A 17,191-nucleotide genomic window follows, 5' to 3' on the forward strand; every position below is an offset into this window, starting at 1 on the left:
GGCGGCGCCTCGTCGTGCCGGCACGTCCTCACCGGAGTCGGCATGAATGAGCAGCACCCACCTCCGGGCTCGCGCAGAGAGGTGCAGAGAGGTATGGGGCGCCTTGACCCTATGCTCTCTCGCATGTCGCTGACCTACGGCTTCCCGTCGACCGCGGATCCGATGTCCGTGTCGCTGGCCACCGCGCCGGGCATCGGCCCGGCAGGGAGGGTGGCCAGCCCGCACTTCTTCTCCGGCACCGTCGTCGAAGCGGAGCAGTGTGCGCGAGGGATACTCGCCGTGGCCGAGGTGGCCGCCACGAGCTACTACACGCGCATCGAGTGGAGTTCGTTGGACCCCGTGGTCACCAGCGACGGTGAACGCCTGCGGTTCGAGTCGTTCTCGGGATGCGGGGGCGTCTACGCGCGGTTCGACCTGCTTCCAGGTGCCCTCACCGGGGCACCCGGCGAGCTCGGCACCACCAACATCGACGTCAACCCGCCCCTCAGGCACGCCCTCACCACCATCCGCTCGGGCGAGCCGCTGCGGCTGGACGTGGGTGCGGATGCGGTCACCGCCTCGACGATGACCGGGTCCGTCGTCGAGCGGAAGGTCAAGCTGCCAGAGCGCTGGGTCCGCGGCTTCGGGGAGGCGTCGGTGGCGGCCGCGACCATGGAGTCCCTGGCCGAGGTGCCAGCGTTGGCCGCGCAGCGGTTCCTGCGGTCGCTGCCGCGCGGGGGCCGCAGGCTCTGGATCGTGCCGTCGGGCTCCTCACTGCGCGTCTCCGCGGTCCCGACCGACGGCGCCGCATATCTCGACGGCACCCACCGTCTGGGCGCGTTGCTGCCGATGCTCCGATGGGCTAAATCGCTGCGGCTCCACGGACCGCTGGCCACCGGTGGAGCGCCCCGCCCCAGCGCGTGGGAGCTGGTCCTCGACGATGCCCGCCTCACCTTGACACTCTCACCCGAAGTGCCTCGCGGCTTCAGCGGCGAGGGTGCGGTGCTGACCGACCTGGCGCTGGGCGACGCCGACGACGCCGGCGTCGTGCTCGACCAGCTGGCCTGGACTCCGGGCGCGGACGCCGCGACCATCGCGTACGCGCTCGGGTGGGAGGAGGGACGCGTGCTTCGGGTGCTCACCCGGCTCGGCACCTCGGGGCGGGTCGGTTTCGACTGCGCCGAGGGCGCCTTCTTCCATCGCGAGCTTCCATACGACGCGGATGCCGCGGCCCGTCGTAACCCGAGGCTTGTGGGGGCGCGCCAGCTGCTCGCCGCTGGTGCGGTGCGGGTCGACGGTGAGACCGCCACCGTCGACTCAGGCGACTCCACGTACCGGCTGCGGCGCCTCACCTCCGGCTGGGCCTGCACCTGCACGTGGTGGACCAGGTACGAGGGCGGACGCGGACCGTGCAAGCACGCGCTGGCCGTGGAGCTCGCCCGGTGATCGACCAGTCGGCGCTCGAGCAGGCGATCCGGCGCAATGACTCCACCGCCGTCGCGCAGCTGTACCGCGGCGCGGGCGAGGCGGACCGGAAGGCGACCCGTCCCCTGCTCGCCGCGTTGCGGAAGGAACAGGCCGAGTACTGGCGCACCGGCCGGTGGCCGGGACGCCCCTTCGCGGACTTCGCCCTCGACACCGCGATGCTGGCCACTGCACCCTCCGCCGAGGGTGCCGCCCGGGTGCTCCGCTGGGGAGACCACCCAGGGCGGCTGGACGTGATCCTCGACCGCAGGGTGTCGTGGCTCCCTGCATTGGTCGCGCTCCTCACCAGGGTCACGATGAGCGCGGAATCGGGCCGCGACGAGGTGCCGTGGGAGGTGGTCGACGCTCTGCTCGTCCGCTGCGGACTCACCCACCTGGACACACCCGACTACGCCCTGAACCTGCTGCGCCGCCAGGACCCACGGCTGGACGCAGAGGCCCAGCTCGCCGTCGACCCGGCACTTCCCGGCATCCTGCTGCGGGCGCTGGAGTCGGACCGCCTGCACGACGCCGTGGTATCCGAGTGGCTGAACGCCGCCGCCAAGGGGCGGGAGCGCCGCTGGGCCGTCATCGCAGCCGAGTGGGCTGCGGGTGGGGTGCTGGACCGGGACGAGTTGCACCGTCGGCTGGTGGCAGCGCTTGTCCGGGGCGGCATGCAACCGCACCTGCGGGCCGTCCTCTGGATCCTCGAGGAACTCGCGGCCACCCCGGCCGAAGTCCAGGGACTCATCCGCGAGTACCTGGCGCTTCTGGACAGCCGGCAGGCCTTCGTGGCCGTCCATGCGCTGAAGGCCGTCCGGCGACTCGACGCCGCCGCACCCCTCGAGGCCGCCACGGTGGTCGACGCCTGCGCCCGGCTCCTGGCCCGAGCCGACGCCTCCCTCCCCCAGTCCGCACTCACCTGGCTGGGGGCTCTGAGCAGGCGGGCGCCCTCGTCGCCCGATATCATCGCACGAGCGGCCGCCGTCGGCCTCGGCCACCCGAAGCGGGCCGTGCAGGAGAAGGCTCTGGCCCTCCTTACTGGGCTGGGGCCGCTCGGCGATGCAGCCGCGTCTGACGTGGCCTGGGCCCTGGATGGTGTGGATGCGACGGTTCGCGGCGCGGATCCGGCCACCGTTGTCGGACGCCTGCCGGAGCTGCCCATCGCGGCGCCGGTCCTGCCCCTCGAACCTGTCGGGTCATCCGACGAGCTTGTGGACCTGGTTCGCCGGGTCACCACGATCGGGTTCGAGTTCGGCGACGAGGAGCGCCTCGTCGCCGGCTTCGCCGCCTACGGAGGCCGGCTCCAAGGAGCATCGCGCGCCGAGGTGCTCACGGAACGAGACTGGATGCCGGACCTCCTCGAGGAGCTCCGCGGCGGCCTTGCGGAGACGTCCCGCGGCGCCGTGGCCACCCTGAAGCGGCTGACGCCCAGGCACCGCGCCGATGCACGCGCCACGGTAGTGCGCGCGCGCGAAGTGGCCAACGCGCTCAGGGCCGGTACCGCCACCGCGCTCGTCGCGTTCCCGCGCGACGCCTCGGGCATCCTCGACCCCGACCGTCTCCTCCAGGACCTCGCCAGAGCGGCCGCTGAGGACAGAAGCATCCCTCGCGTGGATCTCGAGGCCGCATGGCTGCGTCTGCCGCTCGGCCTCGGCGACGACTACCGGGAGCGGGTGGCAGCTCTGGACGGTCCCGATGCGCACTGGCTGGCCGGGGAGTTGGCTGCCGGCGCGCTCCCCGCTCCAGCCCTGAGGCACCTGTACCGGGACCACCACCGCCGCGGGTCCTACCACCGCTTCACCGGCGAGTGGCCTGGAGTCACCGGTCGCGGTGGGGCGCTGCTGCGACGCATCGGCCGGCTCGACGGGGTGACGCAGTACGTCGGCGGTGAGGAGTCCTCGGCAGTCACGTTGACGCCCACACAACGGGAACTGCTCTCGGCACACCACCTGCGCGAACTGTCGGGGTGGGAGGGTCGCGGGGTCCTCGTCCAACCGCTGACTCTGCTCCCCCACCAGCAGGGCGCGGTGGGCCAGGTGACCCACGTCACGTTGGCGGCAGGCGCGGCCCAGGAGGACGCCGCCACCCGGGCGGCGACACTTGACGCGACACTCGGCCTGCTTGCGGCAGGTGACCTCGACGGCGAGGCCGCGGGTCCCCACTGGGCCGAGCTGTTGACCTCCGGTGAGTACCGGCTCACGCGATGGACCCGCCACCTACGCGACGTGGCGGGCTCCAGCCTCGCCGGCGCCCGCTACACGTGGGGGGTGCAGCGCCACGTCCTGGCCACGCTGCTCCCGGCCGATCCGTCCGGCCGCGCCGGCATCGCCGATCTGGTGGGGCTGGCAGCAGAAGCGGCCCTGGTGACAGGCGCCACCGGATCCATCAGGGGCCTGGACGAGGTGGCCGAGAGAACGGGAAGATCGCGGCTCACGGTCGAGGCGCGCCGGTTGCGCTCGGTGCTCCGCGGGGGCCGCCCCGACGCCTGAGCTGACATCAGTCCTCGGCGGGGAGTCCGCGGGCGTGGAGCGCCTCGCCGGTGCGTTCGGCGTAGGCAACAGCCCCCACCACCACAGGCGTGAGCAGCAGGGCTGGGTTGCGGTCGCGGCCCCGGGCGCGCGCGGAGTCGCGGGCGTCGTCGATGGAGCCGATGAGGTACGGCACCGACCGGATCATCAGGGCCACGGCCAGCGCCACCTGCTGGGGGTCGACCCGAACCCATCGCAGCGGAGTGAGGCCACGGGCCAGCGCATCCATGAGGACCGGCGTCGAGGTGGTGAGGGTGAGCATGCGCGCCGCCAGGACGGCGACCAGGATGTTGCCGGACTGCACCACCGCGGCGGCCGGGTTGAGCGAGATCAGGTGGTAGACGGCCATCACGATGAGCAGGATCCAGAGCACCCAGCCGATCCGCAGGGCCCGCCAGGGCGTGATGCCGGACGTCCACAGCAGGCCGAGCACCACGATCAGCGCGGCGGCGGTGACCCACCACATCCCCGCCATCAGCGGCGGCACGGTGACGGCCAGCAGGAGCAGGTACTTGGCGCCGGTCGGGAGCCGGAACAGCCAGCCCTCCCCCGGCTCGTAGAGGCCCAGCAGGGATGCGTGGGCGTTCACACCAGCACCGCCTCGTACGCCGCGAGCGCCTCCTCCGGCGCGCCGTCGGCGGCGATGCGGCCCTCGTGGACCACGATCACCCGGTCGGCGTCGGCGGCGACGTCGAGGTCGTGGGTGGAGAAGATGATCTGCTGGCTGAGCTCCGCGAAGGTCCGGCGGAGCGCCCGCCTGTTGCGGAGGTCCAGCAGGGTGGTGGGTTCGTCCGCGACCAGGATGGTCGGCTCGACGGCCAGCACGCTGGTCAGCGCCACGAGTTGTCGTTCGCCGCCGCTGAGGTCGTAGATGCTCTGGTGCGCCAGGTGCCCGAGGCCGCGATCCTCGAGCAGGCCCTGGGCCATGCGCGTCCGCTCCGCCCGGCCCTTGACCCGGCCGCGGAGGCTGAGCTCCACGTCCTCGATGGGGGTCGACATCAGCAGCTGGGCCAGCGGATCGGTGAAGACGAAGCCCACCTTCGCCCGGACCGCCTTCGCGTCCTTGACGGTGTCCAGGCCGTCCACGGTGACATAACCCTCCGTCGGGTGCCGGAGCCCGTTGAGCAGGCGCAGCAGCGTGGACTTGCCCGAACCGTTGGCCCCCACGAGCGCGATCCGCCGCTCGGCGAGGTCCAGTGTGAGGGGATGCAGCAGCACGCGGTCGGCGTCACCCCGGCGGACTGCCGGGATGACGACGGTGACCGCGCGCAGGCTGATCATCGGCCGAGCAGCCTCGGGAAGGCCTTGTGGACGGCGAACGCGATCACGGCGGCGATGATCCCCTTGAGGATGTCGCCGGGCCAGAAGGCGAGGTCGCTCAGCCAGATCTCGCCGATCGGCTTCCCGACGGCGCGGGCGATGCCGGCCACGCCGAGCGGCCAGATGATGAGCACCCTGGCGGCGAACACACCGAGGAAAAACAGCACCGGGGTGAGCGGGCTCAGCCCGCGCCGCACGGCCCACTGGGCCACGAGGCCCACGACGAACGCCGAGAACAGGAAGCCGATCAGGTAGCCGCCCGTGGGGCCGACGAGGACCGCGAGGCCGGCCCTTCCGCCGGAGAACACCGGAAGCCCGGCGAGGCCGACCAGCAGGTAGAGGGCCACCGCGGCGGCACCACGCCAGGCGCCGAGGCAGAGACCCGCAAGGGCCACGCCGAGGGTCTGGAGCGTGATCGGCACGCCGAGGGTGCCGATGGGGATGGCCGGGGTCAGCGCGAGGGCGGCGATGAGGGCCGCGAAGACCGCGACATAGGCCAGGTCCGCGGGGGCGAAGCTGCGCACGGCGGGGGCGGTGGTGGTGCTCATGGGGTGCTCCTGTGGTGAGGCGTCGTCCCATCCTGCATCAGAGTTTGAACGATGTTCAAATCGGGTCATGTGCCGGTCACCTCGCCCGTGGTGAGGTTGATCGCCTCGCCGCCTGTGTCGGCCACGGCGGCCTTGACGCTGAGCGCCAGGCGAGGCCCGAATCCCGGCACCGCCGCGATCTCCTCCACGCTGGCCAGCCGCAGCTTCCGCACGCTGCCGAAGTAGGTGAGCAGCGCCTTGCGCCGGAGCTCCCCGAGGCCGGGGACGTCGTCGAGCACCGATTCGACCACCTGCTTGGCCCGCCGGGAGCGGTGATGGGTGATCGCGAAGCGGTGGGCCTCGTCGCGGAGGCGTTGGAGCAGGTACAACCCCTCCGAGGCCCGCGGCAGGATGAGGGGGTAGTCCTCCCCCGGCACCCACACCTCCTCCAGGCGCTTGGCCAGTCCGCACAGGGCGATCTCGCCCTCGAGGCCCGCCTCGGCGAGCACCGCCGCCGCCGCGTTGACCTGCGGGAGCCCGCCGTCGACCACGATGAGCGCAGGTGGGTAGGCGAACCTGGCGGCCTCCCCGGTGGTGGCGTCCACCTTCACGTCGGAGGACCGGTCGTCGACGAGGCGGCGGAGCCTGCGCTGCAGCACCTCGCTGATGGCCGCGACGTCGTTGGAACCCTCGAAGCTTTTGATGATGAAGCGGCGGTAGGCGCTCTTGCGGGGCAGGCCGTCCTCGAAGACCACCATCGAGCCCACCACCTCCGACCCCATGGTGTGGGAGATGTCGTAGCACTCGATCCGCAGGGGCGGCTCGGCGAGCCCGAGCGCCTCGGCGACCTCGTCCAGCGCGGTGTTGCGGGTGGTGAGGTCCGAGGCGCGGCGCAGCTTGGCCTGGCTGAGCGACATCTCGGCGTTCTTCACCGCCGTGTCGAGCAGGGTGCGCTTCTCGCCCCGGAGCGGCACCTTGATGCTGACCCTCGCGCCCCGCCGGCGGCTGAGGTGTTCCACGAGGGTGTCCTCGGCCTCCACCGAGGTGAGGATGTGCGGCGGGATCTCCAGGTCGTCGGTGTAGACCTGCTCGAGGAAGACCTCCAGCAGCTCGGTGAGCGGGCGGTCGTCGGCGCGGTCCGCGATCCACCCCCGCTCCCCCAGAATGCGGCCGTCGACGATGTGGAACACCTGCACCGCCACCTGCTGGCCGTCGTCGGCGAACCCGACGATGTCGGCGCGGGTGCCGTCGCTCAGCACCACCGAGTTCTTCTCCTGCACGCGTTTGAGGGCGCCCAACGAGTCGCGCAGCACGGCGGCGCGCTCGAAGTTGAGCTCGGCCGAGGCGTCGTACATGTCGCGCTCGATCCGGCCGATGATCCCGCCGGTGTTGCCGCCCATGAAGGAGCAGAAGTCCTCGGCGATCAGCCGGTGCTCGTCAGCGGAGACGCGTCCCACGCAGGGCGCCGAGCACTTGCCGATGTCGCCCAGCAGGCAGGGCCGGCCCGAGGACCGGGCGCGGTTGAACACCCCCTGCGTGCAGGAGCGCATCGGGAACACGCGCAGCAGCAGATCCACCGTCTCCCGGATCGCCCACGCCTGCCCGAAGGGCCCGAAGTACCGTGTGCCGCGCTTCTTGGCGCCGCGGCCGACGAACACCCTCGGATACTCGTCGCTCATCGTCACGGCGAGCCACGGGTAGGACTTGTCGTCGCGGTACTTGACGTTGAACCGGGGATCGAACTGCTGGATCCAGGTGTACTCGAGTTGCAGCGCCTCCAGCTCGTTGGCCACCACGGTCCACTCCACCCTGGCCGCGGTGCGCACCATTGTCTGGGTCCGGAAGTGCAGGGCCGACGGATCGGCGAAGTAGGTGTTGAGGCGCTGGCGCAGGCTCTTGGCCTTGCCGACGTAGATGACGTTGCCGAAGGCGTCGAAGAACCGGTAGACGCCGGGATCCGTCGGGATGCTGCCCTGGGGTGGGCGGTAACTCGCGGGATCGGCCATGCGCGCAATTCTATGAGCCTAGGCTGGGGCCATGACCACGCGGAGAGAGCTCATCGCCGCGGGCGCGGCCATCGCGGCGGCGCTGCTGGCGGGCTGCGCCGACGACGCGGCGCCCCAGTCCTCGGGAGCGGCACCCGCCGACGAGGTGACCGTGCCGAAGGATTCGGTGCCGGTGGGCGGCGGGCTGGTGCTCGACGGCGGCTTCGTCGTCACCCAGCCGGAGGCGGGCGCCTTCTTCGCGTTCTCCTCGCGCTGCACCCACCAGGGCAACACGGTGTCCGAGGTCCGCGAGGACGGCATCTTCTGCCGGTTCCACGGCTCGCTGTTCGCCCTCCGCGACGGCACCCCCGTGCAGGGCCCGGCCACCGATCCCCTGGTCCGCGCCACCCTGACCGAGTCGGGTACGGACCTCATCGTCGCCGCCTGACCCCACGGCCTCCACACTGAGGAAAGGGCCAGGCTCAACCGGCGTCGGCAGGGGTCAGGCCGGCCGCCACCTGCCAGCGAGGGCGGGGGACGGCAGGGGTCAGGCCGGCCGCCACCTGCCAGCGAGGGCGGGGGACGGCAGGGCGGCTGGGCGCAGGGATGCCCAGCCCGAGGGGCACCCAGAAGAACCCGCCTGAAGCAGACCCGAGCCAGGGCCGCCCTGACGGCACCCGCCCGAACCCGGCAACGCCACAGGCGAACCAGTGACGGGAGACGTGGGACGAGGCCCGGGCGGCCTCAACTACCCGACCACAGCCGAGCACGCGGCCGACAAGCACACGGCGGTCAAGGGCCGCACGGGCCTCGTGTCAGGGCTCCCGGCACCACACAGCGAGAGCTCCAATCGCGAGGACCTCGGCCCTACTCCATGGACTGGCGTCAGTTGGTTTCGACACGCGCTGAGCCGCAGGCGGCTCGGCGCGGCTCAACCAGCGGGAAGGGGCCCGGCTCAACCTAAGTCGACACGCGCTGTGCCGCAGGCGGCTCGGCGCGGCTCAACCAGCGGAAAGGGGACGGCTCGGCGCGGCTCAACCAGCGTCGGAAAGGAGCCGGTCTCCGGGCGCGCATGGCCTGAGGTAAGCACGAGGGCGGGGGACGGCAGGGCGGCTGGGCGCAGGGATGCCCAACCCGAGGCGCACCCAGAAGAACCCGCCTGAAGCAGACCCTCGCCAGGGCCGCCCTGACGGCACCCGCCCGGACCCGACCACGCCACAGGTAGACCAGTGACGGGAGACGTGAGACGAGGCCCGGGCGGCCTCAACTACCCGACCACAGCCAAGACCGCGGCCGACAAGCAGACGGCGGACAAGGGCCGCACGGGCCTCGTGTCAGGGCTCCCGGCACCGACAGCGCCCGAGCCGCACCCAGGCAGCGCGGCGCGTCAGGTCGGCGTGACGCGGCACTCCTGGACCGGGACGATCAGGCGCGGTCGAGGAGGGGCTTGAGGAAGGTGCCCGTCGCCGAGCCTTCCGCCTCCGCGACGTCCTCGGGGGTGCCGGTGGCGATCACCTGGCCGCCGCGGGTGCCGCCGTCGGGGCCCATGTCGATGACCCAGTCGGCGGACTTGATCACGTCCAGGTTGTGCTCGATGGTGACCACGGTGTTGCCCGCGTCGACGAGGCGCTGCAGCACGGCCAGCAGGCGGCGGATGTCCTCGAAGTGCAGGCCGGTGGTGGGCTCGTCGAGCACGTAGAGCGTGCGGCCGGTGGAGCGCTTCTGCAGCTCCGCCGCGAGCTTGACGCGCTGCGCCTCGCCTCCGGACAGCGTGGTGGCCGGCTGCCCGAGGCGCACGTAGCCCAGGCCCACCTCCGTGAGCGTCTGGAGGTAGCGGGCGATCGAGTTGATGGACTCGAAGAAGTCCACCGCCTCGCTGATCGGCATGTCGAGCACCTCGGCGATCGTCTTGCCCTTGTAGTGCACCTCGAGGGTCTCCCGGTTGTAGCGCGCGCCATGGCACACCTCGCAGGGCACGTAGACGTCCGGCAGGAAGTTCATCTCGATCTTGATGGTGCCGTCGCCCATGCAGTGCTCGCAGCGGCCGCCCTTGACGTTGAAGGAGAACCGCCCCGGCTGGTAGCCGCGCACCTTGGCCTCCGGGGTCTTGGCGAACAGGGTGCGGATCTTGTCGAACACGCCTGTGTAGGTGGCGGGGTTGGACCTCGGGGTCCGGCCGATGGGCGACTGGTCCACCTGGATCACCTTGTCGATGTGCTCCAGGCCGTCAAGTGACCTGTGCCTCCCGGGCACCGCTTTCGCGCCGTAGATGGCCTTGGCGGCGGCCGTGTAGAGGATCGAGTTGACCAGGGAGGACTTCCCCGAGCCCGACACGCCGGTGACCGCGATGAACTGGCCCAGGTTGAAGGACGCGTCGATGCCGCGCAGGTTGTGCTCCCGGGCGCCCCGCACGACGATCTTCTTCCCGTTGCCGGGGCGGCGGACCGCAGGCACCGGGATCGAGAGCCTCCCCGACAGGTACGCGCCGGTGCGCGACTCGGGGTGGTTGAGCAGGGCCTCGACGGGGCCGGAGACCACCACCTCGCCTCCACCCTCGCCTGCCCCGGGGCCGATGTCGACGGCCCAGTCCGCGGAGCGGATGGTGTCCTCGTCGTGCTCGACGACGATCAGGGTGTTGCCCAGGTCGCGCAGCCGGTGCAGGGTCTCGATGAGGCGCAGGTTGTCGCGCTGGTGCAGGCCGATGCTGGGCTCGTCGAGCACGTAGAGCACGCCCACCAGCCCGGAGCCGATCTGGGTGGCCAGCCGGATGCGCTGCGCCTCCCCGCCCGAGAGCGTGCCCGCGGCCCGCGACAGCGTGAGGTAGTCCAGGCCCACGTCGAGCAGGAAGCGCAGGCGGGTGTTGATCTCCTTGACCAGCCGCTCCGCGATGGCGGCCTCGCGCTCGGTCAGCTCGAGGCCGGTGAGGAAGGAGGCCGCCTCGCCGATCGACAGGGCGGAGAGGTCCGCGATGGTGCGGCCGGAGACGGTGACGGCGAGGCTGGACGGCTTGAGCCGTGCGCCGCCGCAGGCCGGGCAGGCGACCTCGCGCATGTAGCCGCCCCAACGGTCACGCGCAGCGTCGGTCTCGGCCTCGTCGTAGCGGCGGCGGATGAAGGGGATGACGCCCTCGTACTTCTGGGAGAAGGAGCGCACGCGGCCGAATCGGTTGCGGTAGCTGACCACTACGTTGCCCTTGACGCCGTGCAGCAGCACCTTCTTCGCCGCGGCGGTGAGGTCGCGCCAGGGCGCGTCGAACGAGAAGCCGTGCTCCTCCGCCAGCGACAGCAGCACGTGCTCGTAGTGGGCCTTGATGGTGGGCGCGGTCCAGGGCGCGATGGCGCCGTCGGCGAGGGAGAGGTCGTCGTTGGGGATGAGCAGCTCGGGGTCCGGGTCCAGCAGCGTGCCCAGCCCTGAGCACTCGGGGCAGGCGCCCCACGGGCCGTTGAAGGAGAACTGCCGGGGCTCGAGCTCGTCGATGTTGACGTCGTGCTCGTTCGGGCAGCCCATCTTCTCGGAGAAGCGGCGCTCCCGCTCCGGATCGTCGGCGGGGAGGTCGACGAAGTCGATCGTCACCACTCCGCCCGCCAGCCCGAGCGCGGTCTCGACGGACTCGGTGATCCTCTGCTTCGCGTTCGGCCGCACCACGGCCCGGTCCACCACCACCTCGACGTCGTGCTTGCGGTTCTTGTCGATCGTCGGGAGCTCGGTGAGCGGATGCGTGTCGCCGTCGATGCGGACGCGGCTGTAGCCGTCGCCGATCAGCTGCCGGAACAGCTCGGCGTGCTCGCCCTTCCGGCCGCGCACGAGCGGCGCGAGGATCTGGAAGCGGGTGCCCTCCTCCAGCGACATCAGCCTGTCCACGATCTGCTGCGGCGTCTGGCGGCCGATCACCGCGCCGCACACCTCGCAGTGCGGCACGCCGATGCGGGCGAACAGGAGGCGGAGGTAGTCGTAGACCTCGGTGATGGTGCCGACGGTGGAGCGGGGGTTCCGGCTGGTGGACTTCTGGTCGATCGACACCGCCGGCGAGAGGCCCTCGATGAAGTCGACGTCCGGCTTGTCCATCTGCCCGAGGAACATGCGGGCGTAGGCGGACAGCGACTCGACGTAGCGGCGCTGCCCCTCCGCGAAGATGGTGTCGAACGCCAGCGACGACTTGCCCGACCCGCTCAACCCGGTGAACACGATGAGCGAGTCCCGGGGCAGCTCCAGCGACACGTTCTTCAGGTTGTGGACGCGGGCACCCCGCACGACGAGCCGATCATTCACGCCCGCCATGGTACGGCTTTGCTAGGTTGGCCCCATGCCCACGAGCCGCGCACCCTTCGTCGACGTGGTCGCGGCCGTCCGCGAGCACACGTCGCAGCTGCTGGGCAGGACCATCGGCTTCTCGGACGAGGACTGGGCCGCGCCCACCGCCCTGCCCGGCTGGACGCGCAGCCATGTGGCGGCGCACCTCGTCGACGGCGCCCGACGGCTGGTGCGCGTCATCGACGGCCTGCACTCGGGTCAGCCGCGCACCATGTACGACTCGGACGCGGAGGAGCGGCGCACCATCGAGATGGGCGCGTTGGCCGGCGGCCTTGACCTGCAGATCCAGCTCGACACCACCGCCAGCGAGCTGCAGGAGCTGTTCGCGTCGCTGGAGGGCGACAAGTCCCCGGTGCTGCTCAGGCCGGGCTACGGCATCCAGGCGTGGCAGATCCCGCTGTCGCGGCTGGGCGAGGTGGTCCTGCACGAGATGGACCTGGACGGCCGCTCCGCCACCATGAACCTGGCCCCGGAGACTGCCGTGTCGCTGCTGGCCTTTCAGGTGGAGCGGCTCGCGGGCCGCGACGACCGCCCGTCGGTCCGGTTGGTGGCGGACGAGGGCTACGACGCCACGCTCGACGGGCCCGGGGACCGCACCGAGGTCCGCGGCCCCGCCACGGACCTGATCGCCTGGCTCGCGCGCGGCGTCGACTCCCCCCGGCTGATCCGCTCCTTCTCCTGACCCGACGGCGGCGGCACCGGCGCGCCCGGAACTGTCGGTGGGCGCTATTACCCTGGCCTGCATGCGTCCCATCGAAGAACTCCAGCGCCAGGTGGCACCCCTCCAGGTGATCTCCGAGTACCGGCCCTCCGGTGATCAGCCGCGCGCCATCGCTGAGCTCGAACGGCGCATCGGCGCCGGCGAGAAGGACGTGGTGCTGCTGGGCGCCACCGGTACGGGCAAGACGGCCACCGTCGCCTGGCTGGCGGAGCGCCTGCAGCGGCCCATGCTGGTGATGCAGCCCAACAAGACGCTGGCCGCGCAGTTCGCCAACGAGCTGCGGGAGCTGATGCCCAACAACGCCATCGAGTACTTCGTGTCCTACTACGACTACTACCAGCCGGAGGCGTACCTCCCCCAGACGGACACCTACATCGAGAAGGACTCCTCCCTGAACGAGGAGGTGGAGCGGATGCGGCACGCCGCCACCAGCTCGCTGCTGACCCGGCGCGACGTGATCGTGGTGGCCACGGTGTCGGCGATCTACGGCCTCGGCACGCCGCAGGAGTACCTGGAGCAGCGGGTCACGCTCCGGGTGGGCGACGAGATGGACCGCGACGAGCTGCTGCGCCACCTCGTCGACATCCAGTACGCCCGCAACGACATCGGGGCCGGCCGCGGCACCTTCCGGGTCAAGGGGGACACGCTGGAGGTGTTCCCGATGTACGAGGAGAACGCCGTGCGCGTGGAGTTCTTCGGCGACGAGATCGAGCGGATCGCCACCATGCATCCGCTCACGGGCAACCTGATCCGCGAGGAGCAGGAGACCTACATCTTCCCGGCCACGCACTACTCCGCGGGGGCGGACCGCATGGAGCGCGCCATCGTGGGCATCGAGGCGGAGCTGGCGGAGCGGCTGGCCGAGTTCGAGTCGCAGGGCAAGCTGCTGGAGGCGCAGCGGCTCCGCATGCGCACCGCCTACGACATCGAGATGATGCGCCAGATCGGCACCTGCTCGGGCATCGAGAACTACTCCCGCCACATCGACGGCCGCACCCCAGGCTCCGCGCCCAGCTGCCTCGTCGACTACTTCCCGGAGGACTTCGTGCTCGTCGTGGACGAGTCGCACGTCACCATCCCCCAGATCGGCGGCATGTACGAGGGGGACGCGTCCCGCAAGCGGACCCTTGTCGAGCACGGCTTCCGGCTGCCCAGCGCCATCGACAACCGGCCGCTGAAGTTCGACGAGTTCGTGGAGCGGATCGGGCAGACCGTGTACCTCTCGGCCACCCCCGGCCCCTACGAGATGGAGCGCTCGGACGGCTTCGTCGAGCAGATCATCCGCCCCACCGGCCTGGTGGATCCGGAGGTGATCCTCAAGCCCACCAAGGGGCAGATCGACGACCTCATGGCGGAGGTGCAGCTCCGGGTGGAGCGCAACGAGCGGGTCCTGGTCACCACGCTCACCAAGAAGATGGCCGAGGACCTCACGGACTACCTGATGGATCACGGGATCCGCACCCGGTACCTCCACTCGGACATCGACACCATCCGGCGCATCGAGCTCCTGCGCGAGCTGAGGCTGGGCGAGTACGACGTGCTGGTGGGCATCAACCTGCTGCGCGAGGGCCTCGACCTGCCGGAGGTGTCGCTGGTGGCCATCCTCGACGCGGACAAGGAGGGCTTCCTCCGTTCGGGGCGCTCGCTCATCCAGACCATCGGCCGCGCCGCGCGCAACGTGGCCGGCCAGGTCCACATGTACGCCGACAAGATCACGCCCTCGATGGAGGCGGCGATCGACGAGACCAACCGGCGCCGGACCATCCAGGTGGCCTACAACCAGGAGCGCGGCATCGATCCCCAGCCCCTGCGGAAGCGGATCGCGGACGTCTCCGAGATGCTGGCGCGGGAGGACGCGGACACCGACCAGCTGCTGGAGGCCGCGAAGCCGTCGGGTCGCAGGGGGCTCGACGCCTCCACGTTGGCGCGCGACGACCTGGCCAAGCTGATCGAGGAGCTCACCTCCGCGATGCACCAGGCGGCCTCCGAGCTGCAGTTCGAGGTGGCGGCGCGGCACCGCGACGAGATCGCCGACCTGAAGAAGGAGCTCCGCGGCATGATCGAGGCCACGAAGTAGTCCCGACCGGCGCCGCCGGCCGAGGCGGGCGGCGGTGGAAACGCGCCGGGCGCGGGCCGAGGGCGGGCTTCTAGACTGAAGCCCGCCACACCCGACAGAGAGGCCATCATGACAGTGCGTTTCGGCATCCTCGGCGCCGCGGGGATCACCCCCTCGGCCCTCATCGCCCCTGCCCACGCATCGGCGGACGTGCGGCTGACCGCCGTCGCGGCCCGGGACCGGGCGCGCGCCGAGGCGCTCGCCGCGGAACACGGCATCGAGCAGGTCCTGGGCTCCTACGACGAGCTCCTGGCCTCGCCTGACGTGGACGCCGTCTACATCCCGCTGCCCAACTCCGCGCACGCCGAGTGGACGGTCCGGGCGGCCCGCGCCGGCAAGCACGTGCTGGTGGAGAAGCCATACGCCTCGAACGCCGACGAGGCCCGCCGGGTGGTGAACGCCGTCGCGGGCCTACCCGTGGTGGTGATGGAGGCCTTCCACTACCGGCACCACCCGCTCGTGCGTCGCGCCGAGGAGCTGCTGGCCGCGGGCGTCATCGGAGACGTGACCTCGGCCAGCGCCGTCTTCGACGTCACGCTGCCTGACCGGAGCAACATCCGCTACAACTGGGCCCTGGCCGGGGGCTCCACCATGGATCTCGGGTGCTACTCCATCCACCTGCTGCGGACCCTCCTGAAGGCCGAGCCCACCGTCGTGTCGGCCGAGGCCCGACGGGTCGACGGGGGTCAGATCGACGAGGCGCTGACCGCCCGGCTCGAGTTCCCGGGAGGGATCACCGCGACGGCTTCCAGTTCGCTGCTGGAGGACACGGAGCGGCAGAGCGCCCTGGTCGAGGGCACCCGGGGCAGCCTGGCGATCGAGGGCTTCGTCAAGCCGCACGGCGGCAACTCGCTGACGCTCACCGTCGACGGTGTGACCACCACCGAGGAGGTCGCGGCCGACGTGACCAGCTACGGGGCGCAGCTCGCGGCGTTCGTCGCCGCGGTGGAGCAGGGCGGCCCGGTGGTGCTGGTCGACGCCGCCGACTCGGTGGCCACCATGGACGTCATCGACGCCTGCTACCGGGCCGCCGGTCTCGAGCCACGGCGGGCGGTGCCCTGGTCCACGGACTGACACCGTGTTGCGGAGGTGCGCATCCGCCACTTAGGGTTACCTCAGAACACAATTTCGCAATGTTCTCAGGAGCTTATTCATATGTTGCGCACCACCCTCGCCGTCGCACTCGCCGGAGGCCTGTTGGCCCTCGGCGCCTGCGCCCCGCAGGACCCGGCGGCCGCGCCTGGCCCGGGCTCGGCCTCCGGCTCCGGCTCCGCTGAGCCGGCCAGCCTCACCCTGTACTCCGGCCGCAGCGAGGAGCTCGTCTCCCCGCTGCTCGAGCAGATCGAGTCCGCCACCGGCGTGCAGGTCGAGGTCCGCTACGCGGGCACCGCCGAGTTGGCCGGCCAGCTGCTGGAGGAGGGCGACCGCTCCCCCGCGTCGCTGTTCTTCTCCCAGGACGCGGGCGCGCTGGGTGAGCTGGGCAAGGCCGGACTGCTGGCGCCCATGCCCGAGGAAATCCTCGAGACGGTCGAGCCCGCCTACCGCGACCCCAACGGCCTGTGGGTCGCGACGTCGGGCCGCATCCGGGTGCTCGCCGTGAACCCCGAGGTGTCGCCGGCCGCGATCGACTACCGGAGCATCGACGAGATCCTCGACCCTGCCAACCGCGGACAGATCGGCATCGCCCCGACGAACGCCAGCTTCCAGACCTTCGTCACCGCGCTGCGCGTGGCCAAGGGCGAGCAGGAGGCTGAGGCGTGGCTCACGTCCCTGCAGGAGCTGGAGCCGAAGACCTACGAGAAGAACACGGCCGTCCTCGAGGCGGTGGACTCGGGTGAGATCGGCATCGGGCTGATCAACCACTACTACTGGCATCAGCTGGCTGCCGAGAAGGGCGACGACGTCACCGCCGAACTGGTCTACCTCGACCCGGCAGACCCGGGCGCGCTGCTCAACGTCGCAGGCGTGGGGATCCTCGCCTCCGCCGAGGACCAGGAGGCCGCCGCCAAGGTCGCTGCGTTCCTGGTGAGCGAGGACGCGCAGCGCTACTTCGCCGAGGAGACCGCGGAGTATCCCGTCGTCGCGGGGATCACCAGCCCCTTCGACCTTGCACCGATCGACGCCTCGAGCCAGGCCGGCGTGGACCTCAACGACCTGGACTCCCTCGCGGCCACGCAGGATCTGCTCAGGAAGGTCGGACTGATCTGAGCACCGTCGCCGCGGCCATCAAGCGTCCG

Annotated in this window: 12 protein-coding genes; 7 read left to right on the forward strand and 5 right to left on the reverse strand. The window is 71.2% G+C overall.

What is annotated here, in order from left to right:
- Positions 1-123: 123 nt before the first annotated feature.
- Positions 124-1,425: an SWIM zinc finger family protein gene (locus ACX1D3_RS13320; protein ID WP_458994308.1), complete on the forward strand. Its 1,302-nt coding sequence runs from the start codon at positions 124-126 to the stop codon at positions 1,423-1,425.
- Complete coding sequence (locus ACX1D3_RS13325) at positions 1,422-3,935, forward strand: hypothetical protein (protein ID WP_458994309.1); 2,514 nt, start codon at positions 1,422-1,424, stop codon at positions 3,933-3,935. Before ACX1D3_RS13320 ends, ACX1D3_RS13325 begins: the two co-directional genes overlap by 4 nt.
- A gap of 7 nt (positions 3,936-3,942) precedes the next feature.
- Here ACX1D3_RS13325 and ACX1D3_RS13330 read toward each other — a convergent pair whose 3' ends face one another.
- The 4 genes from ACX1D3_RS13330 to uvrC all read right to left on the reverse strand — a co-directional run bounded on the left by ACX1D3_RS13330 (position 3,943) and on the right by uvrC (position 7,827).
- On the reverse strand, positions 3,943-4,563 hold the full coding sequence (locus ACX1D3_RS13330) for an energy-coupling factor transporter transmembrane component T family protein (protein WP_458994310.1): 621 nt from the start codon (positions 4,561-4,563) through the stop codon (positions 3,943-3,945).
- Positions 4,560-5,255: an energy-coupling factor ABC transporter ATP-binding protein gene (locus ACX1D3_RS13335; protein WP_458994311.1), complete on the reverse strand. Its 696-nt coding sequence runs from the start codon at positions 5,253-5,255 to the stop codon at positions 4,560-4,562. Before ACX1D3_RS13335 ends, ACX1D3_RS13330 begins: the two co-directional genes overlap by 4 nt.
- A complete protein-coding gene (locus ACX1D3_RS13340) occupies positions 5,252-5,842 on the reverse strand; it encodes a biotin transporter BioY (protein ID WP_458994312.1) in 591 nt (196 codons plus the stop codon). The genes ACX1D3_RS13335 and ACX1D3_RS13340 overlap by 4 nt, the downstream gene beginning before the upstream one ends.
- Positions 5,843-5,907: 65 nt before the next feature.
- The gene (gene uvrC / locus ACX1D3_RS13345) at positions 5,908-7,827 is read right to left on the reverse strand and encodes an excinuclease ABC subunit UvrC (protein WP_458994313.1); all 1,920 of its coding nucleotides are present in this window, start codon (positions 7,825-7,827) and stop codon (positions 5,908-5,910) included.
- A gap of 31 nt (positions 7,828-7,858) precedes the next feature.
- On the opposite strand from uvrC, the gene ACX1D3_RS13350 reads away from it, so the two are divergent.
- Positions 7,859-8,254 carry a Rieske (2Fe-2S) protein gene (locus tag ACX1D3_RS13350; protein ID WP_458994314.1) on the forward strand — a complete coding sequence of 132 codons (396 nt, stop codon included), beginning with the start codon at positions 7,859-7,861 and terminating at the stop codon, positions 8,252-8,254.
- Between the two features lie 977 nt (positions 8,255-9,231).
- Here ACX1D3_RS13350 and uvrA read toward each other — a convergent pair.
- A complete protein-coding gene (uvrA, locus tag ACX1D3_RS13355) occupies positions 9,232-12,084 on the reverse strand; it encodes an excinuclease ABC subunit UvrA (protein WP_458994315.1) in 2,853 nt (950 codons plus the stop codon).
- 25 nt (positions 12,085-12,109) lie between these two features.
- On the opposite strand from uvrA, the gene ACX1D3_RS13360 reads away from it, so the two are divergent.
- From ACX1D3_RS13360 to ACX1D3_RS13375, 4 genes are all read left to right on the forward strand, one after another.
- Positions 12,110-12,799, forward strand: a complete 690-nt coding sequence (locus tag ACX1D3_RS13360) for a maleylpyruvate isomerase family mycothiol-dependent enzyme (RefSeq protein WP_458994316.1) — start codon at positions 12,110-12,112, stop codon at positions 12,797-12,799.
- A 61-nt stretch (positions 12,800-12,860) separates the two neighbouring features.
- Positions 12,861-14,915: an excinuclease ABC subunit UvrB gene (gene uvrB, locus ACX1D3_RS13365; RefSeq protein WP_458994317.1), complete on the forward strand. Its 2,055-nt coding sequence runs from the start codon at positions 12,861-12,863 to the stop codon at positions 14,913-14,915.
- Between the two features lie 108 nt (positions 14,916-15,023).
- The gene (locus ACX1D3_RS13370) at positions 15,024-16,028 is read left to right on the forward strand and encodes a Gfo/Idh/MocA family protein (RefSeq protein WP_458994318.1); all 1,005 of its coding nucleotides are present in this window, start codon (positions 15,024-15,026) and stop codon (positions 16,026-16,028) included.
- An 81-nt stretch (positions 16,029-16,109) separates the two neighbouring features.
- Complete coding sequence (locus tag ACX1D3_RS13375; RefSeq protein ID WP_458994319.1) at positions 16,110-17,162, forward strand: iron ABC transporter substrate-binding protein; 1,053 nt, start codon at positions 16,110-16,112, stop codon at positions 17,160-17,162.
- Positions 17,163-17,191: the final 29 nt, after the last annotated feature.

The sequence above is a fragment of the Tessaracoccus yangjingae genome, from assembly GCF_054483935.1.

Excerpts from the sequence above, each read along its gene's own strand:
- ACX1D3_RS13320 (WP_458994308.1), top strand. The coding sequence starts at position 124 with ATGTCGCTGACCTACGGCTTCCCGTCGACCGCGGATCCGATGTCCGTG.
- ACX1D3_RS13335 (WP_458994311.1), bottom strand. The coding sequence starts at position 5,255 with ATGATCAGCCTGCGCGCGGTCACCGTCGTCATCCCGGCAGTCCGCCGG.
- ACX1D3_RS13340 (WP_458994312.1), bottom strand. The coding sequence starts at position 5,842 with ATGAGCACCACCACCGCCCCCGCCGTGCGCAGCTTCGCCCCCGCGGAC.
- uvrC (WP_458994313.1), bottom strand. The coding sequence starts at position 7,827 with ATGGCCGATCCCGCGAGTTACCGCCCACCCCAGGGCAGCATCCCGACG.
- ACX1D3_RS13350 (WP_458994314.1), top strand. The coding sequence starts at position 7,859 with ATGACCACGCGGAGAGAGCTCATCGCCGCGGGCGCGGCCATCGCGGCG.
- uvrA (WP_458994315.1), bottom strand. The coding sequence starts at position 12,084 with ATGGCGGGCGTGAATGATCGGCTCGTCGTGCGGGGTGCCCGCGTCCAC.
- ACX1D3_RS13360 (WP_458994316.1), top strand. The coding sequence starts at position 12,110 with ATGCCCACGAGCCGCGCACCCTTCGTCGACGTGGTCGCGGCCGTCCGC.
- uvrB (WP_458994317.1), top strand. The coding sequence starts at position 12,861 with ATGCGTCCCATCGAAGAACTCCAGCGCCAGGTGGCACCCCTCCAGGTG.
- ACX1D3_RS13370 (WP_458994318.1), top strand. The coding sequence starts at position 15,024 with ATGACAGTGCGTTTCGGCATCCTCGGCGCCGCGGGGATCACCCCCTCG.
- ACX1D3_RS13375 (WP_458994319.1), top strand. The coding sequence starts at position 16,110 with ATGTTGCGCACCACCCTCGCCGTCGCACTCGCCGGAGGCCTGTTGGCC.